Source organism: Streptomyces sp. NPDC085866 (assembly GCF_044541035.1).
GTDB lineage: Bacteria > Actinomycetota > Actinomycetes > Streptomycetales > Streptomycetaceae > Streptomyces.
This window is the reverse complement of the sequence record NZ_JBITSQ010000008.1, coordinates 46836-68812: the sequence shown is the minus strand read 5'-3', so window position 1 is coordinate 68812 and position 21977 is coordinate 46836. Positions and strand designations below refer to the sequence as shown.

Genomic DNA, 21977 nt, shown 5'->3' with positions numbered 1-21977 from the left:
TTCGGAAACCCAACCGACCCGATTCGCTCACTCGGCGTCCTCCCTGATGCGCTCGGCGCCCCGCAGCCGGGCCGGGGCGGCCCTGCGGTTCTCGGCGACCTCTTCCTCGGTGGGAAGTTCGGCACCACGCGTGAGCAGCTTGAGCCGCGGCTGGTAGCGCTCGGGCACGACCGGCAGCCCGGGCGGCGCGGTGGACGCGGCGCCGGCCGCGAACACCTGCTTCACCAGCCGGTCCTCGAGCGAGTGGTACGACAGCACGGCGATGCGTCCGCCGACGTCGAGGGCCTTCACCGCGCCCGGGATGGCCCGCTCCAGGACGGACAGCTCGCCGTTGACCTCGATGCGCAGCGCCTGGAAGGTGCGCTTGGCCGGGTTGCCTCCGGTGCGCTTGGCGGCCTGCGGCAGCGCGTCCCGGATCAGCTCGACGAGCCGCGCGCTGTTGCTGAACGGCTCCTTCTCGCGTTCGCGGACGATCGCCGAGACGATCCGCTTGGCCTGCTTCTCCTCGCCGTACGCGCGCAGGATCCGCACCAGCTCGCCCGCCGGATAGGTGTTGAGGACCTCGGCGGCGCTGATGCCGGTCGTCTGGTCCATACGCATGTCGAGGGGGGCGTCCTGGGCGTAGGCGAAGCCGCGGTCGGCCTCGTCCAGTTGCATGGAGGAGACGCCGAGGTCGAACAGGACGCCCTGCACGCGCGGGATGCGCAGCCGGTCCAGTACGTCGGGCAGCTCGTCGTAGACGGCGTGCACCAGGGTGGCCCGCTCGCCGAAGGGCGCGAGCCGCTCGCCGGACAGGCGCAGCGCCTCCTTGTCCCGGTCGAGGGCGACGAGCCGCACCTCGGGGAACTGCGTCAGCAGGGCCTCGCTGTGGCCGCCGAGGCCGAGGGTGCAGTCGACGACCACCGCTCCCGGCCGCTCCAGGGCGGGCGCCAGCAGATCCAGGCACCGCTGGAGCATCACCGGGACGTGTCGACTCTGGCTCAAGGGGGCCTCTCAGTTCCGGCGGGCCGTACGCACCGCCGGGTCCCCGCCCGCTCTGTGAAGGGGAGGCCTGCCGGCGCCGGAAGCGTCAGCCGACCGGGAGCGGGAGGAGGCCGAGCCGTACGTACGCGCCGCGCACGTGGGGAGACGGTCCGGGTGTGGGCCGGGGTCTCCGGGGGTTTCACCAGCAGGGAGAGCCGCCCCTCCCGCTTCGCGTCACTTTAGTCCACCGTGTCTCGCGGTCAATCAACCGGCCTGCGCGTCGCGTACCGCGCCTCGGACGGAGTGGCAATTCGAAAAGATTCACCCATCCGGCCCACGTTTGCCCTCCGTGTGGGTTAGCTCACAACAAGCCACGATGACGTTCTTTGTCCGCTCTCACAGCAGGCCGGGACCGGGGGTGACCAGTAACGTCATGAGTATGACGACTTCCGCAGCAGTTCCCACTGGATCCGAAGGCGCCATAACGAGCGGCACCGTGACGGACCGCCTCGTGGAGGCCAACGAGCACTACGCCGAGGCCTTCACCGACCCCGGAATGGACGCCCGTCCGGTCCTGCACGTGGCCGTGGTGGCCTGCATGGACGCCCGCCTCGACCTGCACGCCGCGCTCGGCCTGCAGCTCGGCGACTGCCACACGATCCGCAACGCGGGCGGCGTGGTCACCGACGACGTGATCCGCTCCCTGACCATCAGCCAGCGCAAGCTCGGCACCCGCAGCATCGTCCTGATCCACCACACCGGCTGCGGTCTGGAGTCCCTCACCGAGGACTTCCGCACCGAGCTGGAGATGGAGGTCGGCCAGCGTCCGGCGTGGGCGGTGGAGTCGTTCCGGGACGTCGACCAGGACGTGCGCCAGTCGATGCAGCGGGTGCGCACCTCGCCGTTCCTGCTGCACGCCGACGACGTGCGCGGCTTCGTCTTCGACGTGCGCACCGGCCTGCTGCGCGAGGTCGACCCGGCCTGACCGGGGCCGCCGGCCCAACCCGAACACCCCCGCGCTGCGAAAGCATTCCGCCGCACGGCATCGAAAACGGTGGTCGAAAAGGCCGTAAGACCGACATCGTGAGGGCAGTTGTCCACAGGCGAGTGACACGAATCGGTAACGGCAGCAAGAATGCGGGGTGTGGGCGTCGCGTGGAACCTTTTCCGCGCGGTGTCCGTGTTTTCGGGGTGGGCCGGTTTCGCATCGCAGAGCGTCGGCCCGAGTAAGAACGGGCCGAGGAGGGCCGGGTGACGACCTATGACGATCGAGCGAGCCTCACTGATCTGACCGCCACTGTGGAGCGTGTCCGCAGTTCGGTGGAGGGTGTGATCGAGGGCAAGCCCGAGGTCGTACGGCTTTCGCTGACCGTACTGCTCGCCGAGGGACACCTGTTGATCGAGGACGTCCCCGGAGTGGGCAAGACCATGCTCGCCAAGGCACTGGCGCGGTCCATCGACTGCTCGGTGCGGCGTATCCAGTTCACGCCCGACCTGCTGCCCTCGGACATCACCGGTGTGTCCATCTGGGACCAGCAGCGTCGGGACTTCGAGTTCAAGCCGGGCGCCATCTTCGCGCAGATCGTGATCGGCGACGAGATCAACCGCGCCTCGCCCAAGACCCAGTCCGCGCTGCTGGAGTCGATGGAGGAGCGCCAGGTCACCATCGACGGGCAGAGCTACGAACTGCCCAGCCCCTTCATGGTGGTGGCCACGCAGAACCCGGTGGAGATGGAGGGCACCTATCCGCTGCCCGAGGCGCAGCGCGACCGCTTCATGGCCCGGGTATCCGTCGGCTACCCGAGTGTCGAGGCCGAGCTGCAGATGCTGGACGTGCACGGCGGGGTCTCCCCGCTGGAGGACCTCCAGCCGGTGGCGCACGCGCACGAGATCGTGAAGCTGATCGAGGCGGTGCGCGGGGTGCACGTCTCCGAGGCGGTGCGGCGGTACGCGGTGGAACTGGTCGCGGCCACCCGCACGCACCCCGACCTCAGACTCGGCGCCTCCCCGCGCGCGACGCTGCATCTGCTGCGCGCGGCGAAGGCGTCCGCCGCCCTCAGCGGCCGGGAGTACGCGCTGCCGGACGACGTCCAGGCGCTCGCCGTCGCCGTTCTCGCCCACCGGCTGCTGCCCACCGCCCAGGCCCAGCTCAACCGCCGTACGGCCGAGCAGGTGGTGCTGGAGATCCTGCAGCACACCCCGGTGCCCGCGGCGCCGCAGCAGCAGAGCGGTTTCGGCGGTCTCGGCCGGGGTGTCCCGGCCTATCCGCAGCAGCCCCCGCGGAGTCTGTGATGAGCACCGGGGGGACGGGGCAGGCGGAGCCCGACCGCGGGGAGGCGGGCGGGGTCCGTACGGCCCTGGCGGGGCTCACCACCCGCGGGCGTTCCTTCCTGGCCGCCGGGATCGCGGCCGCGATCTGCGCGTATGTGCTGGGCCAGATGGATCTGCTGCGGGTCGGCCTGCTGTTGGCCGTGCTGCCCCTGCTCTGCGCGACCGTGCTCTACCGCACGCGCTACCGGGTGGCCGGCAGCCGCCGGCTCTCCCCCGCGCGCGTGCCCGCGGGCAGCGAGGCCCGGGTGCACCTGCGGGTGGACAACGTCTCCCGGCTGTCCACGGGCCTGCTGATGCTCCAGGACCGGGTGCCCTACGTGCTCGGGCCCCGGCCGCGCTTCGTGCTGGACCGGGTGGAGCCGGGCGGCCGCCGCGAGGTGTCCTACCGGGTCCGCTCGGACCTGCGCGGCCGCTATCCGCTGGGTCCGCTGCAGCTGCGGCTGACCGACCCGTTCGGGATGTGCGAACTCACCCGCGCCTTCTCGACGTTCGACACGCTGACCGTCATACCGCGCGTGGAGCCGCTGGCTCCGGTCCGGTTCAGCGGTGAGGCCAAAGGGTACGGCGACGGGCGGCAGCGCTCGCTGGCCCTCGCGGGCGAGGACGACGTGATCCCGCGCGGGTACCGCTACGGCGACGACCTGCGCCGGGTGCACTGGCGCTCCACCGCGCGCTACGGCGAGCTGATGGTGCGCCGCGAGGAGCAGCCGCGCCGCTCGCGTTGCACGGTCCTGCTGGACACCCGGGGCATCGGCTACGAGGGCGCGGGCCCCGACTCGGCCTTCGAGTGGGCCGTCTCGGGCACCGCGTCGGTCCTGGTGCACATGCTCGAACGGGGCTTCACGGTGCGCCTGCTCACGGAGAACGGCAGCTCGGTGCCCGGCGAGGGCGCCGACGGGTTCGCGGGTGCCGGCCAGGACTCCGCGGACGCGGCCGGGCTGATGATGGACACCCTCGCGGTGATCGACCACTCCGACGGCACGGACCTGTCCCGGGCGTACGACATGCTCCGCGGTGGGAACGAGGGGCTGCTGATCGCCTTCCTCGGCGATCTCGACGAGGAGCAGGCCGCGGTGGTCGCGAAGATGCGCCAACGCAGCGGCGGTGCGATCGCGTTCGTGCTGGACCCGGACACCTGGGTGCGGGAGGCCACGGACGTACCGGGCCCGGGCGGCCGGCCCGCCGAGCGGCTGCGCATGCTGCGCGAGGCGGGCTGGACGGCGCTGGGCGTGCCCCGCGGCGCCTCGCTGAACGATCTGTGGCGGCAGGCGGACCGGGAACGCTCGGGTCTGACCGCGGTGAGCGGGGAGGCACTGTGATGAGCGGGCGGGCACGACTTGCCCTCTGTGCCGCCGCGGCGACGCTGATGGCCGCGTGCGCACTGCTGCCCCTGGTCGACCAGCCCACGTGGCTGTTCCAGACCGTGCTGCTGGTCGCGGTGCAGACCGCAGTGGGCGCGGCGGCCCGACGGGTGCCGCTGGCGCGCCCACTGACCGTGGCGGCGCAGGTCCTGGTCACGCTGATGCTGCTGACCCTGGTCTTCGCCCGGCAGCAGGCGCTCGTCGGGCTGGTCCCCGGTCCGGAGGCCTTCCGGCACTTCGGAGACCTGCTCCAGCAGGGCTCCGACGACGTCAGCCAGTACGCGATACCGGCACCGCTGACCGACGGCATCAGGCTGATGCTGATCGGCGGTGTCCTGGTGATCGGCCTGCTGGTGGACACCCTCGCGGTGACCTTCCGCAGCGCGGCCCCGGCCGGACTGCCGCTGCTCGCGCTGTACTCGGTGGCCGCGGGACTGTCCGGCGGCGGCACCGACTGGCTGTGGTTCCTGGTCGCGGCGGCCGGCTATCTGATGCTGCTGCTCGCCGAGGGCCGGGAGCGGCTGGCCCAGTGGGGCCGGGTCTTCGGCGGCGCGGCCCGCGCCCCGGGCGACCCGGAGGCCGGCGCGGTGGCCCCGGTGCGCACCGGACGCCGGATCGGCGCGGTCGCCCTCGGTGTCGCCCTGGCGGTGCCGCTGACCCTGCCCGCGATGCAGGGCGGCCTGCTGGACGGCGCCGGAGCGGGCGTCGGCGCGGGCAACGGAAACGGCGGCACGATCTCCGCGGTCAACCCCCTGGTGTCGCTGCGCGACAGCCTGAACGTGGAGAACGACCGCCAGGTGCTGTCCCTGAAGACCAGTGCCGGCGACCTCTCGGACATGTACCTGCGGATCGTGTCGCTGGACGACTTCGACGGCACCACCTGGAAGCCGTCCCAGCGGCACATCGTCGCCGTGCCCGACGCCTTCCCCACGCCCGTCGGCCTGGGCACGGGCGTCAAGCGCACCACTGTGAAGACGACGATCACGGCGGCGGACTGGTACGCGCAGGACTGGCTGCCGATGCCGTACCCGCCGAGCGGTGTGCGGGTCAGCGGCAACTGGCGGTACGAGCCCGTCGGCATGACGCTCGTCGGTGACCACGGGCAGAACACGCGCGGCGAGACGTACCAGGTGAACAGCCTGGACGTGCAGCCGACCGCCGAGCAGCTGGCCGCGGCTCCGCAGCCGCCGGCGGCGCTGCGGCGCGAGTACACCAAGGTGCCGTCCAGGCTGCCGAAGGTGGTGGCCACGACCGCCAAGGAGATCACCGCGGGCTCGGCGAGCCATTACGAGGAGGCGGTCAAGCTCCAGGACTACTTCGCGGTGTCCGGCGGCTTCCAGTACGACACCCAGGTGGAGGTCGGCCGCGGTCCCGACGCGATCGCGGCCTTCCTGAAGAAGAAGCAGGGCTTCTGCGTCCACTTCTCCTTCACGATGGCGGCGATGGCCCGCACGCTCGGCATCCCCGCCCGGGTCGCGGTGGGCTTCGCGCCCGGCACCCCGCAGGCGGACGGCACGGTCTCGGTGAGCCTGAAGGACGCGCACGCCTGGCCCGAGCTGTACTTCGAGGGCGTGGGCTGGACCCGTTTCGAGCCGACCCCGACCCGGGGCACCGTGCCCTCGTACACCCAGTCGAACAAGCCCGGCACTTCCGAGCCGGACGAGGCCCTGCCGTCCCACGGGGCGTCGGCGGCGCCCTCGGTGTCGGCCTCGCCGAGCGAGGGCTGCACGGCCCAGTTGCGCAAGCTGGAGGCGTGCGACAGCCCGTCCGCGGCGGTGGCCGTGCACAGTGGTGGCGGAGGTTCGTGGCACTGGCTGTGGTACGCGCTGATCGGGCTCGGCGGCCTGGCGGTGCTGGCGATCCCGCTGGCGCCGATGCTGTGGCGGGCGCGGGTGCGGTCCGTACGGCTCGGCGCGCACGCGCGGACCGAGGAGGGTGCGGCGGCACACACGCTGGCGGTCTGGCAGGAGCTGATCGACAGCGCCTGGGACGTGGGCATCCTGCCGGACGAGTCGCAGACCCCGCGCAAGGCCGCGGCCAGGATCGTGCGGCTGGGCGAGCTCGACCCGGCGGCCGGGGCCGCCGTGCACCGGGTGGCGGACGCGCTGGAGCAGGTGCTGTACGCACCCCGGCCGCGCCCGGTGGCGAGCCTGGCCGAGGACGTGCGCCGGGTGATCGCCGGCCTGAACGGCGGCGTGAGCGGGCGGACGCGGCTGCGGGCACGGTTCGCGCCGCGGTCGGCGGCGCGGGTGCTGTGGGCGGTGTCGACCCGGTGGGCGGCGCTCAGGGCGCGTGCGGTGGCGGCCCGGCCGACGCTGCGCAGGCCTTCGGGGCAGCAGGGCTGAGACCGGAGAACGCGTGAGGGGTGACCACCGGCTGGTGGTCACCCCTCACGGATGTCTGCTGTGGTGTGCGCGAACCTGTGGTGGGCGCGAACCGGCGAGCGGCTAGTGGCCCTGCTGCTCGTCCCGTCGGCGCTGCCAGCGCTGCTCGATCCGGTCCATCATGGAACGCTTCTGTCGTACCTGGCGGCGCGGGGCGGCCGCGGGTTGCTCACCCGGCTTGGGTGCCTTCCGCCAGCCTGTGACGGCGAGTACGGCACAGCCCAGCATGACGAGGAAGCCCACCACGCTGACCCAGATCTGCTGTGCGACCATTCCGGCCATGAGGAGCGCGATACCCACGAGGAAGCCTGCGACCGCCTGGTAGACCCGCCGCCGGGTGTACGTCCGCAGCCCACTTCCCTCAAGCGCCGACGCGAACTTGGGATCTTCGGCGTACAGCGCTCGCTCCATCTGCTCGAGCATGCGCTGCTCGTGCTCCGAGAGCGGCACGGAGTCCTCCTCATCGTGCAGTCGCCGGGGCGACCCGGGGGGTCCCTTCAGGATAGGCAGGGAATCGCCCCCGTGAAACCCGCCCCTCTACGCCAATAGGCCAACCGGAATCCGCCATGGCCGTCCCGGCTCGCTGAGGCTTCCATTCCCCGGCGGCCGAACCGTCATGCCGAACGGTATACCTCGATCATACGGCGCAAACCGCTCGATCGGGGGGCCTGTGGCGTACTCCATCTGCTGCCAAGTCCCTGATCAGCGCCGGGTCCCGGAAGGCCGCTCAGGCCTCCGCGGCCCCCCGCGTCTCACCGAGCACATGGAGCTGGGTGGCGACGGAGTGGAACGCGGGCAACTCGGCCGCCGCGGCCTCCAGCTCGAGCAGGGCGTCGAGGGCGCCGGGCTCGGTGTCCACGAGGACACCGGGCACCAGGTCGGCGAAGACCCGCACGCCGTGCACCGCACCGACCCTCAGGCCCGCGCCCTCGACCAGCGCGGTGAGCTGCTCCGCGGTGAAGCGCCGCGGCATCGGGTCGCCGGCACCCCAGCGGCCCTCCGGGTTCTCCAGGGCCTGCTTGGCCTCCTTGAAGTGACCGGCGAGGGCCCGGGCGAGGACGGCACCGCCGAGACCGGCGGCGAGCACGCTGAGGACGCCCTCGGGGCGCAGCGCGGCGACCGCGTTGCGCAGGCCCTCGCCGGGGTCGTCGACGTACTCCAGGACGCCGTGGCACAGGACGGCGTCGTAGCCGCCGCGCTCGACCACCTCGAACAGGCCGAGGGCATCGCCCTGGACGCCCTTGACCCGGTCGGCGACACCGGCCTCGGCGGCGCGGCGCTCCAGCGCGAACAGCGCGTTCGGGCTGGGGTCGACGACGGTGACCCGGTGACCGAGGCGGGCGAGGGGCACGGCGAAGTTGCCGCTGCCGCCTCCGGTGTCGAGCACGTCCAGCGAGTCCCGCCCCGTGGCCTTGACCCGGCGGTCGAGGGCGTCCTGGAGGACCTCCCAGACCACGGCGGTACGGAGAGAGGCGCGGGGTCGGGAGGAGCCGGAGCGCAGCGACGTCGCATGAGTGTGGTGGGGGGAGACGGGCGGGCGCATCGGGTCCGACACGGCAGTTGACTCCTCGGCAGGGCGGACGGCTTCAGGCGAACTCCACCCTATTGCCTCCGGCGCCGTACCTGGTCACCGCAGAGGTGCACTGCCGTGTCCGTCCCACCCGGTGGACCGTCGCCCGGTCAGCCCGCGTCCGGGAGACCCCCGTGCGGGCCCGGGCCGCCGCGCTCGCCGGTGTCCTGCCGGGGCTGGGGCAGGACGGGCTGCAGCACCAGCATCCGCTCGACGATGCGGAGGAACATCGCCACGTCGCGTATCAGGTCGTCGGCGTCCCGCTGTCCGGCCGCTCCCTGGATGCCCGCCTCGGCGCGGGCCCGGCGGGCGGCGCCGGAGGCGAAGAGCGCGCTCCACTCGGTCAGTTCGGGAACGACCTCGGGGAGCACCTCCCAGGCGCTGCGGATGCGGGCCCGGCGACGCGGGGAGGTCTCGGGGCGGGCCCGGGCGGCGAGCACGGCGGCGGCGGTGCGCAGCGCGGCGAGATGGGCCGTCGCATAGCGCTCGTTGGGGGTTTCCAGGACGGCGGCTTCTTCGAGGCCGGCCCGGGCCAGCGTCAGCAGGTCGAGGGCGGCGGGCGGGGCCGTGGCCCGGCGGAGCACGGGGTGCACATCGCTCGCCGGGCCGGTCAGTGAGGGGGCAGGGCCGGTGGCGCGGCGCCGGTGGGCGGCGGCTGCGGACGAGTTGGCCATGACGAACCTCCTGTCGTCTGGGTGACGGCACAGGTGCCGTATGTGCCCATCGTGAGGTATGGCACTGACAATCCGTTCTGACCTGGGCTTTTGCTTCGATCGCAGGTTCGGGCGTATTTTTGCACTGACCAGTCAGTTCAAAAGATTCCAAGCAGGCAGGGGGGCTTGTGGACGGCATGGACGTCACAGCCGAGGGCCTAGGGCTCAAGGGGCCACGGGGGTGGGCCTTCCGGGACATCACCTTCGACGCGAAGCCCGGTTCGCTGATCGCGATCGAGGGACCGTCCGGCTCCGGCCGTACGTGCCTGCTGCTCGCGCTCACGGGACGGATGAAGGCCACCGCCGGCACGGCCACCGTGGGCGGATCCGCAATCCCGCGGCACATGGCGGCCGTGCGCCGTGTCGCCGCCGTGGCCAACGTGGCCGGTGTCACCGACCTGGAACCGGCCCTGACCGTCGGGGAGCACCTGCGGGAACGGGCCCTGCTGCAGCGCAGGTTCGGCGACTCGCCGCGCCTGCTGCTGCGCCGCCGGGCGGACCGGGCCCGCGAGTCACAGCAGCGCGTCGACGCGGCGCTGGCCGCCGCCGGACTCGACCTCGACGCGCTCCCCAAGGGCCCCCGCACGGCCGTACGCGATCTGGAGCGGCTGGAGGAACTGCGCCTGTCCATCGCGCTGGCCCTGCTCGGCCGGCCCGGACTGCTCGGTGTGGACGACGTCGAGACGAAGCTCTCGGACGCCGAGCGCGCCGAGGTCTGGGACCTGCTGCGGTCCCTGGCGCGCGCGGGCACGACGGTCGTGGCGGTGTGCCGTACCGCCCCCGAGGACTGCGTCGTCGTCCCCACCCTCCGCAGCGAGGACGAGAGCGACCTGCGCAGCGAGGACGAGAGCGACCGAAGCGAAGCGAAGAGCGACGACGACAGCGAGAAGAGCGACACGAAGGAGGAGGCCGATGCGCTCGCCCAGGCTGGCCGCGCTTGAGTTGAGGCGCTTCGGGCGCGGGAAGCTGCCGCGCGCCGCGCTGGTCGCGCTGCTCGTGCTGCCCCTGCTCTACGGCGCCCTGTACCTGTGGTCGTTCTGGGACCCGTACGGCCGTCTGGACCGCATCCCGGTGGCCCTGGTGAACGACGACAAGGGCGCCACCGCGGGCGGGAAGAAGATCACGGCCGGCGACGACATCGTGGCCGGGCTGCGCGACAGCAAGACCTTCGCGTGGCACGAGGTGAGCGACGCCGAGGCCCGCAAGGGCGTCGAGGACGGCACCTACTACCTGTCGCTGACGATGCCGGCCGACTTCAGCGACCGGATCGCCTCCAGCTCGGGCGACTCCCCGGAGACGGGCGCGCTGCGGGTGCGCACGAACGACGCGAACAACTACATCGTCGGCCAGATCTCCCGGACGGTCTTCAACGAGGTCCGCACGGCCGCTTCCACCAAGGCGTCCCGGACCTTCCTGGACAAGATCTTCATCTCCTTCTCCGGCATCCACGACAAGACCGTGACGGCGGCCGAGGGCGCCGACCGGCTCAAGGGCGGCCTCGGGAAGGCGGAAAAGGGCTCCAAGGACCTCGCTGACGGCCTGACGGACGCCAAGAGCGGCAGCGGCAAGCTCTCCAAGGGCCTGACGAAGCTCACCCAGGGTGCGAGCGACCTGGAGAACGGCTCGCAGCGGGTCGCGGACGGCACGCAGACCCTCGCCGACAACGTCAACGGCGTCTACCGCAAGGCCGGCCCGTTCCTGAAGGACAACGAGAAGACCATCGGGGACACCGCTCAGCTGGTCGCCGACTCGGCCGAGGCGGTCCGCCACAACCTCGACGACCTGGTGAAGCTCGCGCCGGGCGCCGCACGGACGGCCCACGCGTCCGCGGCCGTCCTGGACGAGGTCTACCAGGCGCGCTGCGCGAGCGCGGCGATCCCCGACCCCGTCTGCCCCGACCTGAAGAAGGCCAGGCAGGCGGCCGCCGACGTGGCCACCGTCGCCGACGACCTCAACACCCTGATCGCCGACCAGAACGGCGACCTGAAGACGCTGCGGACCAACCTCACCAAGCTGCAAACGCAGGCCCAGGCCCTGGCCGAGCGCGCGCCGCACCTCTACGAGGACGTGAACGACGCCGTCACGAAGATCAACAAGCTGAACGACGGCGCGGCCGAGGTCGCCGCGGGCGCCAAGAAGCTCCATGCCGGACTGGGCACCGCCGGCACCGGCGCGGCGAAGCTCGACCAGGGCATCGGGACGGCCGAGTCGGGAGCCCAGACCCTGAGCGGCGGCATGTACAAGCTGGTCGACGGCTCCGGAAAGCTCGCCGGCGGTCTGCACGACGGCGCGAAGAAGATCCCCGACTACGACAAGCAGGACCGCGACCAGCACACCGGCGTGATGGCCGACCCGGTCCAGCTCGCCACCCACGACCTGCACAAGGCGCCCAACTACGGCACCGGCTTCGCCCCCTACTTCATCCCGCTGTCCCTGTGGGTGGGCGCGATGGTGGCGTACATGCTGATCCCGCCGCTCAACCGGCGTGCCCTGGCGGCAGGTTCGCCGGGCTGGCGGATCGCGCTGGCCGGCTGGCTGCCGGTGGCCGCGGTGGGCGTGCTGCAGACGGTGGCCCTGATGTCCGTGCTGCACTGGGCGATCGGCCTGCAGATGGCGCGGGCGGCCGGCACGGTCGGCTTCCTGTTCCTGGTGGCGGCGTGCTTCGCCGCGATCGTGCAGTGGCTCAATGCCCGCTTCGGCGCGGCCGGCCGGATCCTCGTGCTGGCCCTGCTGATGCTCCAGCTGACCTCGGCGGGAGGCACCTACCCGGTGCAGACCAGCCCGGGCTTCTTCAACGCCCTCCACCCGTTCCTGCCGATGAGCTACATCGTGGCGGCCCTGCGCCGGCTGATCACGGGCGGCGGGCTCGGCCCGGTGTGGCTGGCGTGCGCGGTGCTGGCGGCGTTCACCGCGGGCGCCCTGGCCCTGACCGCGCTCGCGGCCCGGCGCCGCCAGGTGTGGACGCTGGACCGGCTGCACCCGGAGCTGAGCCTGTGATCCCCAAGACACCCCTGCACGCGCGCGTACCTGTGACAATCAGGGCCATGGAAAGCACCAGCGCCACGTCCGGCGGCAGCACGCGCCGCGAGGCAACCCGGCAGAAGCTCTACGAGGCGGCCGTCACACTCATCGCCGAGCAGGGCTTCTCCGCCACCACTGTGGACGAGATCGCGGAGCGGGCCGGAGTCGCGAAGGGCACGGTCTACTACAACTTCGCGAGCAAGTCGGTCCTCTTCGAGGAGCTGCTGCGGCACGGCGTGGGCCTCCTCACCGCCTCCCTGCGGGAGGCGGCCGAGCGGACCGCGGCCGAGGGCGGCAGCAAGGTGGACGCGCTGGACGCGATGGTCCGCGCGGGTCTGGTCTTCATCGACCGCTACCCGGCCTTCACCCAGCTCTACGTGGCCGAGCTGTGGCGCACCAACCGCGCCTGGCAGTCCACCTTGATGGTGGTGCGGCAGGAGGCCGTCGCCGTCGTCGAGGGCGTGCTGCGCGAGGGCGTGGCGGCCGGCGAGTTCAGCGACGAGATCGACGTCCAGCTGACCGCGGCCGCGCTGGTCGGCATGGTCCTGGTGGCCGCCCTGGACTGGAAGTCCTTCCAGCCGGAGCGCTCCCTCGACGACGTCCACGCGGCCCTGTCCCGGCTGCTCCAGGGGCGCGTGAGCGGGAAGGGCTGAGCACCCCCCGAGCACGAGGAAGGCGCCGGTCCGTTCGCCGGACCGGCGCCTTCCCACTCCCCCGTACTTCCCGCACTCCCCCGTACGGTTTTCCCCTTCGGTCCCCCGTGGTGGTCTGCCCCGGGCCCCCCGTGTCTCGCTTCCGCCGACGGATCGGCGGAAGGAGCGGCCAGGGCGCGGGCGCCGCTCCGCCGCCCCGTGTCGGCGGTGCCGGTCCGCGCCCCTTGCCGTGTCTCCACTCTCCCGTTCACTCGGGTCCCGCCCCATCCGCGCGCGTACTCATCTCGCCTCCTAGGTACGGATACTCAGGCGTGTGTGCACGGGCCCACGACGCCGGCCCGCCGGCTGGCTACGATCGCCTCCGTGTCCGTACTCCCCTTGGTGTTCACCAGCGGCTGGGCCAGCGGCATCAACGCCTACGCGGTGGTGCTCCTGCTCGGTGTCTTCGGCGTGACGGGGGTGAGCGACGACGTCCCGCAGGCGTTGCAGCGCCCCGAGGTGCTGATCGTGGCCGGCGTGCTGTTCCTGTGCGAGGCGGTCGCCGACAAGATCCCGTACGTCGACTCGGCGTGGGACTCCGTGCACACGGTCGTCCGGCCGCTCGCGGGTGCCTGGGTCGGGGCGCTGCTCGCCGGGCACAGCGGTTCGATGTCGGACGTGGCGGCCGGGCTGATCGGCGGTTCGACCGCGCTGGCCAGTCACACCGTGAAGGCCGGGACACGGATGGCGGTCAACACCTCGCCGGAGCCGTTCAGCAACTTCGTGCTGAGCCTCGCCGAGGACCTCGGGGTGGCCGGCCTCGTCACGTTCGCGATATTCCACCCGGAGGCCGCGGCGGTCGTCGCGGCGGTGCTGCTCGTCTCCGGGCTCGTGGTGCTGGTGTTCCTGATCTCACGGATCCGGCGCTTCCTGCGGCGCCGGGCCCAGCGGCGGGAGGAACGACGGCTGGCCCAGCGGGTGCCCGGCCCGCCCGGCTGACCGCCCGCGGGCCGCGTTGTCGGTGGCGGTCGATAAAGTCGCAGGCATGGCACGGATTGCGGTGATCGGCGCCGGGATGGGCGCGATGGCGGCTGCTGCCCGGCTGGCCGTCGCGGGCCACCGGGTGGCGGTGTACGAGCGTACGGAGACGTACGGCGGCGCGGTGCGCCGCTTCGAGCGGGACGGGTTCGCCTTCGACACCGGCCCCGGGCTGCTGACGCTGCCCGCCGTGTACCGCGATCTGTTCGTCAAGACCGGCAAGGAGCCGCTGGAGGACGTCGTCGAGCTGGTCCAGGTCGACCCGGCCGCGCGGCACGTCTTCGCGGACGGCACTCAGGTGTCCCTGCCGAACGCCTCACGCGCGGGTGTCGTCGCGGCCCTGGACGAGGCGCTGGGCGCGGGAGCCGGGCAGCGCTGGGGCGACTTCCTGGTGCGGGCCCGCGAGGCCTGGGACCGCACGCGCCGGCCGCTGCTGGAGGAGCCCCTGTGGCCCAACTGGCAGGTGCTGGCCGAGCGGGAGCCCTATCCGGCCGTCCCGCACAAGCGGCTGCTGCGCACGCGCCGGGCGGGCACGCCGACCGAGATCGGCGCCTGGGAGCTGCGCGAAGAGCGCCTGGCGGCCCTCCTGGAGAGTCACGTCCTCGGGTACGGCCTCGATCCCCGGACCGCGCCGGCGAGCGCGGCCGTGCTGCCGTACATGGAGCACGCGTTCGGCACCTGGTACGTGCGCGGGGGCATCCGGGAGCTGGCGCGCGCGGTGTACGAGCGATGCCTGCAGCGGAGAGTCGAGTTCAGCTTCGGCGCCGAGGTGACCGGGATCCTGGAGAAGGACGGCCGGGCGGCGGGGGTGGAGCTGGCCGACGGTTCGGTGGCCGAGGCGGAGCACGTGGTGGCGGACGTGGACCCGGCCCGGCTGCGGGCCCTGACGGAGCATCCGCTGGACGCGGACGGGGACGTGCGGGCCGACGATCCGCTCCCGCCCCGGCCCGGACGGTTCACGGCCCTGCTGGCCCTGCGGGGCGGGCGCGAGCCCGGAGCCGTCCACCGCACGGTCGTCCACGCACCGGACGCCGAGATCGAGCTGGACTTCCTGGCCTCTCCCGGCGGCGACCAGCCGGCGTGTCCGACGGTGACCGTGCTGCGCCCGGACGACCCCGCGCTCAGACCGGACGGCGCGCACGAGTCCGTGGTGGTGTCCGCCGTGGTGTCGACCGAGGCCGCCTGGGAGGACGAGGGCACGGTCCGGCGCTACACGGACTTCCTGGTCGAAGCCGCCGAGCGCGCGGTCCCCGGGCTGCGGGAGCGCCTGCTGTGGCACGAGGTGCGCACACCCGTGCACACGGAGGAGGAGACGGGCGCCCGGTTCGGGGCCGTGCCCGCTCCCGCGCTCGCCGCCGGCCGGGGCCGTTTCCTGTACCCGGCGAACACCACGCGCCTGCCCGGGCTGTACCGAGTGGGCGGCTGGTCGCACCCCGGCGGCGGTCTCCCGCACGCCGGCATGTCGGGTGCGCTGGTGGCCGGGCTGATCGTGGAGGGTCCGGAGTTCCGCGGCTCGCAGTGAGCCGCGGCAGGCCTCAGAAGCGGTACTGCTCGTCGTACCCGGAGCCGGGCTGGGGCTGCTGCCCGTGGCCCTGGTACGGGTACGGCTGCTCCTGCGGGAGTTCGCCGCCGTAGGTCTCGTCGTTGCGCTGCTGCGGGACCCACACTCCGCCGGCCGGGGTCTCGCCGTAGCCGCCGGTGGCGTACGGGTCCTGGCCGTACCCCTGCTGGCCGTACTGCGACTGGTCGTAGCCGGTGCCGTACGAGGTGGCGCCGTAGGACTGGGTGCCGATGTACGGGTCGGAGTAGTTGGCGTAGCCCTGCTGCTGGCCGCCGGTGTCGTAGCCGTAGCCCTGCTGGGCGTAGCCCGAGTAGTCGTAGGCGTAGTTCTGCTCGGCGTCCTGGGGCTGGGCGGCGCCCGCGTAGGCGGTGTCGCCGTAGACGCCGTAGGAGCCCGTGTCGTCCGGGAGGGGCTGGGGCTCGTAGACGGTGGTGGTCTCGGCGGCCGTGGGGTCGGTCGAGCGGCCCGGCGTGAAGACGTCGTCGCGGTCGTAGTCGTCGTCGCCGTAGGCCGGCTGGTCACGACGGTAGTCGGCGTCCCGGTCGTCGCCCTCGGCGGCCTCCAGGTCGGAGACCTCCAGGCTCGGGTCGTGGCGGTCCGCCTTGCCGCGGCGGCGCTTGCTGCTGCTGGCCTCGGCCTCGGGACGCTTGACCGCCCAGCCGGCGGCGAAGCCGCGGCGGAAGGACAGCGTGACGTAGGTCTGGCCGATGGCGAAGGCGATCGCGCCCACACCGATCACGATGACGGACGGCATGAGCACGCCGACCACGACACCGAGGAAGCCGACGAAGGCGAGCAGCCGCCAGCGCAGCCGTGCCTTGTACTGCAGCAGCACCTCGCCGAGCAACCACAGTGCGACGATGCCGAACGCGATGTAGAGGACCGTCCAGCCCATGTACGCCCCTCTCCCAGTGACCGCTACGCAGTGTGTCGTATCGCGGTGCGGCCGGTCTAGGCCTGCGGGGGGTGGTGCAGGCCCAGGTTCTCGTAGATTTCCAGGGTCGCCGTGGAGTTGTTCAGGGTGATGAAGTGCAGTCCGGGCACTCCCTCGTCCAGCAGCCGTGCGCAGAACTCCGTGGCGAACTCGATACCGATGGAGCGTACCGCCGCCGGATCGTCCTTCGCTGTGAGGATCCGCTCTTTCAGGGCGTCCGGGAACTGCGCGGTGCTGAGTTTGGGCAGCCGTTCCAGCATCTTCACGCTGGTGACCGGCAGGACCTCGGGGATGACCGGGGTGTCGCAGCCCGCGGCCTCGACCCGGTCGCGCAGCCGCAGGTACGACTCCGGCTGGAAGAACATCTGCGTGATGGCGTAGTCGGCGCCCGCACGGCACTTGTCGACGAAGTGCGCGACATCGGTGTCCCAGTCGGTGGACCGCGGGTGCATCTCCGGGAAGGCGGCGACGCCCACGCAGAAGTCGCCCGACTCCTTGATGAGCCGGACGAGTTCGGCCGCGTACGTCAGGCCGCTCGGGTGCGGGACCCAGTCGCCCATCGGGTCGCCGGGCGGGTCGCCGCGGACGGCGAGCATGTTGCGGATGCCCGCGTCCGCGTACTGGCCGATGATGTTGCGCAGCTCGGCGATGGAGTGGTCGACCGCGGTGAGGTGGGCGACCGGGGTGAGGGTCGTGTCCACGACGATCTGCTGGGTCTCCTTGACCGTCGTCGTGCGCGTGGAGCCGCCGGCACCGTAGGTGACCGAGACGAAGTCGGGGGCCACCGCCTCGACCCTCCGCAGCGCGTTCCACAGGTTCCGCTCACCCTTGGGGGTCTTCGGCGCGTAGAACTCGAACGAGTACGTCTTCTTGCCGGCGGCGAGGATGTCGCGCACGGTGCGTGCGCGATCAGTCCTGGTGGATGCGGTTCCGAGGGCCATACCGGCAGGTTAGCCAGGGGCGGGCGGTCCCCCAACCGGGCACCGGGAATTTGCCTGAATTGTCGGATTCCTGTCCACCCCTTGGACAAAAACGTGGACAGACCCGGGTCCGGCCCTACGCCTCGCGCAGTCGCTTCGCGAACTCCGCCGCGGCGGCTCCGGGGTCGTCGGCCTCGGTGATTGCGCGGACCACGACCACCCGGCGGGCCCCCGCGTCCAGCACTTCGTCCAGGTTGCCGAGGTCGATGCCGCCGATCGCGAACCAGGGGCGGTCGGTGCCCAGGGCGGCGGTGTACCGGACCAGGTCGAGGCCCGGGGCGTGCCGGCCGGGCTTGGTGGGGGTGGGCCAGCACGGGCCGGTGCAGAAGTAGTCCACGCCCTCCTGGACGGCGGCCGCGGCGGCCTCGGACTCGGCGTGCGTGGAGCGGCCGATCAGGACGTCGTCGCCGAGGATCGCGCGGGCCGCGGGGACCGGGAGGTCGCCCTGGCCGAGGTGGAGCACGTCCGCGGAGGCGGCGTGGGCGACGTCGGCCCGGTCGTTGACCGCGAGCAGCTTGCCGTGCCGGGCGCAGGCGTCGGCGAAGACCGCCAGGTGCTCCAGCTCCTCGGCGGCCTCCATGCCCTTGTCACGCAGCTGCACGATGTCGACACCGCCGGCCAGGACCGCGTCCAGGAACTCGGCGAGGTCGCCCTGCCGGCGGCGGGCGTCCGTGCAGAGATAGAGGCGGGCCTCGGCAAGGCTGCTGCTGGCGGTGTCGGACATGCGTGGGTCCCCCGTCGTCGGTGTTCATGGGCGGGCGAGCGGGTGGCGTACGGGCCGGAGCCCCTACGCCACCCCTGGTGCGGGTCGGTTCAGACGGCGAGCGCCTGGGCGCGGCGCTTCACCTCCGTGCCGCGATTCTCGCTCAGGGCCTGCGCGGGGGTGCCGGGCAGGGTCGGGTCGGGGGTGAAGAGCCACTCGATCATCTCTTCGTCCGTGAAGCCGTCGTCCCTCAGGAGCGTCAGGGTCCCGGACAGGCCCTTGACGACCTTGTCCCCGTCGATGAAGGCGGCGGGGACGTGCAGCGCCCGGTTCTCACCTCGGCGTACGGCGATGAGCTGGCCCTCCTTGACCAACTGCCGCACACGTGTCACCTCGACGTCGAGCATCTCGGCGATGTCGGGGAGGGTGAGCCAGGCGGGGACGAGAGCATCGATCTTTGCGTCAATCTCGGTCACGGGAACAAGCCTAGGCGCTCCGCTGGACAGGCCGCGATGTGTCGTGGTTCGTTTGCGGGTCCGTTGCGGCTGGTCGCGCAGTTCCCCGCGCCCCTTCGGGGCGCTGCTCAGCCGGCCGTGGCGTCCTTCAGGGCCCGCGCCGGGTCGGTCAGCGCCTCGGGATCCATCCGCCGGCCCGCCTCGATCAGGCGCCGGCCCTGGGCCAGATCACGAGGCCGGCCCACGGCCAGCAGGGCCACCAGCCGGTCCTCGCGCAGCCAGCAGACGGTCCAGGCCGGTCCCGCCGGGTCGCCCCGCCACACCATTCGGTCGGCCGCGGGGTGGTGGCCGGCGTACTGGACGAAGCGGCCGAACTGCTCGGACCAGAAGTACGGCACCGGGTCGTGGACCACGGGGGTCTCGCCCAGGATGTTCGCGGCGACCGTGCGCGGGCCCTGCAGGGCGTTGTCCCAGTGGTGGACCAACAGCCGGGTGCCGTACCGCGCCGAGGGGAAGGAGGCGCAGTCGCCGACCGCGTACACGTCCTCGACGGAGGTGCGCAGGTGGGCGTCGGCCACGACCTCGCCGTGCGCGCCCAGCTCGATGCCGGAACCGGCCAGCCAGGCGGTGGCGGGGCGGGCGCCGATGCCGACCACGACGGCGTCCGCGGGCAGCCGCGTGCCGTCGGCGAGCAGCACCTCGCCGGGCTCGACGCGCTCCACGCGCGCGCGCGTGCGCAGCTCGGCGCCGCTGTCGGCGTACCAGGCGGCCATCGGGGCGGCCACCTCGGGCGGCAGCGCGCCCGCGAGCGGCCGGTCGGCGGCCTCGACGACGGTCACCGCGCAGCCCGCCTCGCGGGCCGCCGTGGCGAACTCGGCGCCGATCCAGCCGGCGCCGACGACCACGATGGCGTGCTGCCGGGCGAGCACCGGCCGCAGCCGCTCGGCGTCGTCCAGGGTGCGCAGCAGGTGCACACCCGGCACGCCCTCGGTGCCCGGCAACGTGATCGGTTCGGCACCGGTGGCGAGGACGAGCACGTCGTACGGGACGGGCCCGGCCTCGGTGTCCAGCTCGTGGTCGCCGGGGCGCACGCCCAGCACCTCGCAGCCGAGCCGCAGTTCGACGCCGAGCGACTCGAAGTCGACGTCGAAGGCGGAGCCCTCGGCCTTGCCGAGCAGTACGGCCTTGGACAGTGGCGGCCGGTCGTACGGCTGGTGGGGCTCGGCGCCGATCAGCGTGACGGTGCCCGTGAAGCCCTGCTCGCGCAGGGCGACCGCGGTCTGCACCCCGGCCATGCCCGCGCCCGCGACGACCACGCGCCGCCCCTGTGACGTGCCCTGTTGCGGTGTCTGCTCACTCACCCGATCACCATAGACAACTGACAATCCGTCAGTCAGCGGGCGTGCTCGGTGAGCTGTTCCACAACGCTGGTCCCGGCGCCCGGCCGGGACTCCCACTCCCAGGTCTCCTCCAGCCGCACCCGCCCGTCCGGCAGCTCCACGACGGTGGACACGCAGTGCCCCGAGGAGGTGGTCCCGTCGTGCTTGAGCTGCACGTACCGGAAGTCCAGCCGGTCGCCCTGCCGAGTGCCGACCAAGTGGCCGCGCACGACGTCGCCGCCCGCGTACTCGGCCCAGATCTCGCCGTCCTTCTCGTGGTACGCGAACCGGGTGCGGGTACCCACCTGACCTGGGGCCTGGTCCGCCACCGGAGCGAGGACGAGACCGTCGAGGGATCTGTAGGGCGGGGCGCAGCCCCTCGTTTGAGGGTGGTGGTGGGAGACGGGCGGGCGGGCCATGGACCGGGGCTCCCTTACGAGTGACGAGCGCTGCGGGCTAGGGTGGCCACCGTACAAGCACTCGCGGGAGCCCGGACGCACCGGGCTGAGAGGGAGGCTGGCGGCCTCCGACCGTACGAACCTGATCCGGGTCATGCCGGCGAAGGGAGGGGCTGGACGCCCATGTCGTCACGTACGTCCGACGTCCTCGTCATCGGGGGCGGAATCATCGGCCTGGTCACGGCCTGGCGGGCCGCGCAGCGCGGGCTCGCCACGGCCGTGGTGGACCCCGAGCCCGGCGGCGGGGCCGCGCGGGTCGCGGCGGGGATGCTGGCCGCGGTCACCGAACTGCACTACGGCGAGGAGACACTGCTCGCCCTGAACCTGGAGTCCGCCCGCCGCTACCCGGACTTCGCGGCCGAGCTGACCCAGCTGACCGGCCACGACCTCGGCTACCGCCGCTGCGGCACGCTCGCCGTCGCGCTCGACGCCGACGACCGCGCCCACCTGCGCGAACTGCACGCGCTCCAGCAGCGTTCGGGCCTGGAGTCGGAGTGGCTGTCCGGGCGGGAGTGCCGGCGGCTGGAGCCGATGCTCGCGCCCGGGGTGCGCGGCGGGCTGCGGGTCGACGGCGACCACCAGATCGACCCGAGGCGGCTGGCCGCGGCCCTGGTGACCGCGTGCGAGCGGGCCGGGGTGGTCTTCCACCGGTCCTGGGCCGAGCGGCTCGACGTCGCACGGGGCCGGGCCACCGGAGTGACCACGGCGGACGGCACGGCGCTGGGCGCGGAGCAGGTCGTCCTCGCGGGCGGCAGCCTGAGCGGGCGTCTCGCGGGCGTCCCGGACGACGTACTGCCCCCCGTGCGGCCGGTGAAGGGACAGGTGCTGCGGCTGACCGTGCCGCGCCGGTACGCACCCTTCCTGAGCCGCACCGTGCGGGCGATGGTGCGCGGCAGCCATGTCTACCTGGTGCCCCGGGAGAACGGCGAGCTGGTCGTCGGCGCCACCAGCGAGGAGCTGGGCTGGGACACGGCCGTCACCGCCGGAGGCGTGTACGAGCTGCTGCGCGACGCCCATGAGCTGGTGCCGGGAATCACCGAACTGCCCCTCACCGAGACCCGGGCGGGGCTGCGCCCCGGCTCCCCGGACAACGCGCCGCTGCTCGGCCCGTCCGGGCTCGACGGGCTGCTGCTGGCCACCGGGCACTACCGCAACGGGGTGCTGCTCACGCCGGTCACCGGGGACGTGCTGGCCGAACTGCTGGTCGGCGGTGAACTGCCCGAGGAGGCCCGTCCGTTCACGCCGAAGCGCTTCGGCACCGTACTCATGGAGCAGCCCGCATGAACGTCTCCGTCACCATCTCCGTGAACGGGGAGCGTCACGAGGTCGCCCCGGGCACCGCGCTGGACGCCCTCGTGAAGACCCTCACCGTGGCGCCGTCCGGGGTGGCCGCCGCCGTCAACGAAACCGTCGTCCCGCGCACACAGTGGGCGACCACGGCCCTCGCCGAGGGCGACCGTGTCGAAGTCCTCACCGCCGTCCAAGGAGGCTGAC

At 72.7% G+C, this 21977-nt stretch carries 21 protein-coding genes and 1 riboswitch; of the genes, 11 read left to right on the top strand and 10 right to left on the bottom strand.

Going from position 1 to position 21977, the window contains the following annotated elements:
- Nucleotides 1-27: 27 nt before the first annotated feature.
- Nucleotides 28-984, bottom strand: coding sequence for a 16S rRNA (cytosine(1402)-N(4))-methyltransferase RsmH (gene rsmH / locus ACIF83_RS21110; protein ID WP_393466392.1), 957 nt, complete (start codon nt 982-984; stop codon nt 28-30).
- 355 nt (nt 985-1339) lie between these two features.
- Here rsmH and ACIF83_RS21105 point away from each other — a divergent pair, with 355 nt between their 5' ends.
- From ACIF83_RS21105 to ACIF83_RS21090, 4 genes are all read left to right on the top strand, one after another.
- Nucleotides 1340-1948 carry a beta-class carbonic anhydrase gene (locus ACIF83_RS21105; RefSeq protein WP_393466389.1) on the top strand — a complete coding sequence of 203 codons (609 nt, stop codon included), beginning with the start codon at nt 1340-1342 and terminating at the stop codon, nt 1946-1948.
- Between the two features lie 266 nt (nt 1949-2214).
- A complete protein-coding gene (locus ACIF83_RS21100) occupies nt 2215-3255 on the top strand; it encodes an AAA family ATPase (protein ID WP_386574287.1) in 1041 nt (346 codons plus the stop codon).
- A complete protein-coding gene (locus tag ACIF83_RS21095) occupies nt 3255-4613 on the top strand; it encodes a DUF58 domain-containing protein (RefSeq protein WP_399728920.1) in 1359 nt (452 codons plus the stop codon). Before ACIF83_RS21100 ends, ACIF83_RS21095 begins: the two co-directional genes overlap by 1 nt.
- Nucleotides 4613-7000, top strand: coding sequence for a DUF3488 and DUF4129 domain-containing transglutaminase family protein (locus ACIF83_RS21090; protein ID WP_399728917.1), 2388 nt, complete (start codon nt 4613-4615; stop codon nt 6998-7000). The genes ACIF83_RS21095 and ACIF83_RS21090 overlap by 1 nt, the downstream gene beginning before the upstream one ends.
- A gap of 102 nt (nt 7001-7102) precedes the next feature.
- Here ACIF83_RS21090 and ACIF83_RS21085 read toward each other — a convergent pair whose 3' ends face one another.
- The 3 genes from ACIF83_RS21085 to ACIF83_RS21075 all read right to left on the bottom strand — a co-directional run bounded on the left by ACIF83_RS21085 (nt 7103) and on the right by ACIF83_RS21075 (nt 9283).
- A complete protein-coding gene (locus ACIF83_RS21085) occupies nt 7103-7489 on the bottom strand; it encodes a DUF3040 domain-containing protein (RefSeq protein ID WP_386574290.1) in 387 nt (128 codons plus the stop codon).
- Nucleotides 7490-7766: 277 nt separating this feature from the next.
- Complete coding sequence (locus ACIF83_RS21080; RefSeq protein WP_399728913.1) at nt 7767-8594, bottom strand: methyltransferase; 828 nt, start codon at nt 8592-8594, stop codon at nt 7767-7769.
- Nucleotides 8595-8719: 125 nt separating this feature from the next.
- Nucleotides 8720-9283, bottom strand: coding sequence for an SAV_6107 family HEPN domain-containing protein (locus tag ACIF83_RS21075; RefSeq protein WP_393466378.1), 564 nt, complete (start codon nt 9281-9283; stop codon nt 8720-8722).
- Nucleotides 9284-9459: 176 nt separating this feature from the next.
- On the opposite strand from ACIF83_RS21075, the gene ACIF83_RS21070 reads away from it, so the two are divergent.
- The 5 genes from ACIF83_RS21070 (at nt 9460) to ACIF83_RS21050 (ending at nt 15535) form a co-directional block, all read left to right on the top strand.
- Nucleotides 9460-10263, top strand: coding sequence for an ATP-binding cassette domain-containing protein (locus tag ACIF83_RS21070; RefSeq protein ID WP_399728910.1), 804 nt, complete (start codon nt 9460-9462; stop codon nt 10261-10263).
- Nucleotides 10235-12319: a YhgE/Pip family protein gene (locus ACIF83_RS21065; protein ID WP_398138508.1), complete on the top strand. Its 2085-nt coding sequence runs from the start codon at nt 10235-10237 to the stop codon at nt 12317-12319. Before ACIF83_RS21070 ends, ACIF83_RS21065 begins: the two co-directional genes overlap by 29 nt.
- A 47-nt stretch (nt 12320-12366) precedes the next feature.
- A complete protein-coding gene (locus ACIF83_RS21060) occupies nt 12367-12996 on the top strand; it encodes a TetR/AcrR family transcriptional regulator (protein ID WP_393466370.1) in 630 nt (209 codons plus the stop codon).
- 363 nt (nt 12997-13359) lie between these two features.
- Nucleotides 13360-13974 carry a DUF4126 domain-containing protein gene (locus tag ACIF83_RS21055; protein WP_398138507.1) on the top strand — a complete coding sequence of 205 codons (615 nt, stop codon included), beginning with the start codon at nt 13360-13362 and terminating at the stop codon, nt 13972-13974.
- Between the two features lie 46 nt (nt 13975-14020).
- The gene (locus tag ACIF83_RS21050) at nt 14021-15535 is read left to right on the top strand and encodes a phytoene desaturase family protein (protein WP_399728906.1); all 1515 of its coding nucleotides are present in this window, start codon (nt 14021-14023) and stop codon (nt 15533-15535) included.
- Nucleotides 15536-15548: 13 nt separating this feature from the next.
- Here the strand turns inward: ACIF83_RS21050 and ACIF83_RS21045 are convergent, their stop codons facing one another.
- The 6 genes from ACIF83_RS21045 to ACIF83_RS21020 all read right to left on the bottom strand — a co-directional run bounded on the left by ACIF83_RS21045 (nt 15549) and on the right by ACIF83_RS21020 (nt 20444).
- Nucleotides 15549-16469 (bottom strand): hypothetical protein, encoded by a 921-nt coding sequence (locus ACIF83_RS21045; RefSeq protein WP_399728904.1) that lies wholly within the window; start codon nt 16467-16469, stop codon nt 15549-15551.
- A 56-nt stretch (nt 16470-16525) separates the two neighbouring features.
- Nucleotides 16526-17449 carry a methylenetetrahydrofolate reductase [NAD(P)H] gene (metF, locus tag ACIF83_RS21040; RefSeq protein WP_393466360.1) on the bottom strand — a complete coding sequence of 308 codons (924 nt, stop codon included), beginning with the start codon at nt 17447-17449 and terminating at the stop codon, nt 16526-16528.
- Between the two features lie 115 nt (nt 17450-17564).
- Nucleotides 17565-18212, bottom strand: a complete 648-nt coding sequence (thiE, locus tag ACIF83_RS21035) for a thiamine phosphate synthase (RefSeq protein ID WP_399728901.1) — start codon at nt 18210-18212, stop codon at nt 17565-17567.
- Between the two features lie 89 nt (nt 18213-18301).
- Entirely contained in the window at nt 18302-18667 is a 366-nt protein-coding gene (locus tag ACIF83_RS21030; RefSeq protein WP_094220178.1) for an Rv2175c family DNA-binding protein, read from the bottom strand.
- Nucleotides 18668-18774: 107 nt separating this feature from the next.
- Nucleotides 18775-20007: an NAD(P)/FAD-dependent oxidoreductase gene (locus tag ACIF83_RS21025; RefSeq protein WP_399728898.1), complete on the bottom strand. Its 1233-nt coding sequence runs from the start codon at nt 20005-20007 to the stop codon at nt 18775-18777.
- Between the two features lie 32 nt (nt 20008-20039).
- Nucleotides 20040-20444 (bottom strand): hypothetical protein, encoded by a 405-nt coding sequence (locus ACIF83_RS21020; RefSeq protein ID WP_399728895.1) that lies wholly within the window; start codon nt 20442-20444, stop codon nt 20040-20042.
- 53 nt (nt 20445-20497) lie between these two features.
- A riboswitch (TPP riboswitch) is annotated at nt 20498-20609 on the top strand.
- Between ACIF83_RS21020 and thiO the strand changes: the two genes are divergently transcribed.
- Entirely contained in the window at nt 20607-21767 is a 1161-nt protein-coding gene (thiO, locus tag ACIF83_RS21015; RefSeq protein WP_398138503.1) for a glycine oxidase ThiO, read from the top strand. (Overlaps the previous riboswitch by 3 nt.)
- Complete coding sequence (gene thiS, locus ACIF83_RS21010; RefSeq protein WP_399728892.1) at nt 21764-21976, top strand: sulfur carrier protein ThiS; 213 nt, start codon at nt 21764-21766, stop codon at nt 21974-21976. The genes thiO and thiS overlap by 4 nt, the downstream gene beginning before the upstream one ends.
- Nucleotide 21977: the final 1 nt, after the last annotated feature.

Coding starts and splice junctions, on each gene's coding strand:
- thiO (WP_398138503.1), top strand. CDS start 20,607: ATGTCGTCACGTACGTCCGACGTCCTCGTCATCGGGGGCGGAATCATC.
- ACIF83_RS21075 (WP_393466378.1), bottom strand. CDS start 9,283: ATGGCCAACTCGTCCGCAGCCGCCGCCCACCGGCGCCGCGCCACCGGC.
- metF (WP_393466360.1), bottom strand. CDS start 17,449: ATGGCCCTCGGAACCGCATCCACCAGGACTGATCGCGCACGCACCGTG.
- thiS (WP_399728892.1), top strand. CDS start 21,764: ATGAACGTCTCCGTCACCATCTCCGTGAACGGGGAGCGTCACGAGGTC.
- ACIF83_RS21105 (WP_393466389.1), top strand. CDS start 1,340: ATGACGTTCTTTGTCCGCTCTCACAGCAGGCCGGGACCGGGGGTGACC.
- ACIF83_RS21060 (WP_393466370.1), top strand. CDS start 12,367: ATGGAAAGCACCAGCGCCACGTCCGGCGGCAGCACGCGCCGCGAGGCA.
- ACIF83_RS21020 (WP_399728895.1), bottom strand. CDS start 20,444: ATGGCCCGCCCGCCCGTCTCCCACCACCACCCTCAAACGAGGGGCTGC.
- ACIF83_RS21070 (WP_399728910.1), top strand. CDS start 9,460: ATGGACGTCACAGCCGAGGGCCTAGGGCTCAAGGGGCCACGGGGGTGG.
- ACIF83_RS21065 (WP_398138508.1), top strand. CDS start 10,235: ATGCGCTCGCCCAGGCTGGCCGCGCTTGAGTTGAGGCGCTTCGGGCGC.
- thiE (WP_399728901.1), bottom strand. CDS start 18,212: ATGTCCGACACCGCCAGCAGCAGCCTTGCCGAGGCCCGCCTCTATCTC.
- ACIF83_RS21050 (WP_399728906.1), top strand. CDS start 14,021: ATGGCACGGATTGCGGTGATCGGCGCCGGGATGGGCGCGATGGCGGCT.
- ACIF83_RS21045 (WP_399728904.1), bottom strand. CDS start 16,469: ATGGGCTGGACGGTCCTCTACATCGCGTTCGGCATCGTCGCACTGTGG.
- ACIF83_RS21095 (WP_399728920.1), top strand. CDS start 3,255: ATGAGCACCGGGGGGACGGGGCAGGCGGAGCCCGACCGCGGGGAGGCG.
- ACIF83_RS21090 (WP_399728917.1), top strand. CDS start 4,613: ATGAGCGGGCGGGCACGACTTGCCCTCTGTGCCGCCGCGGCGACGCTG.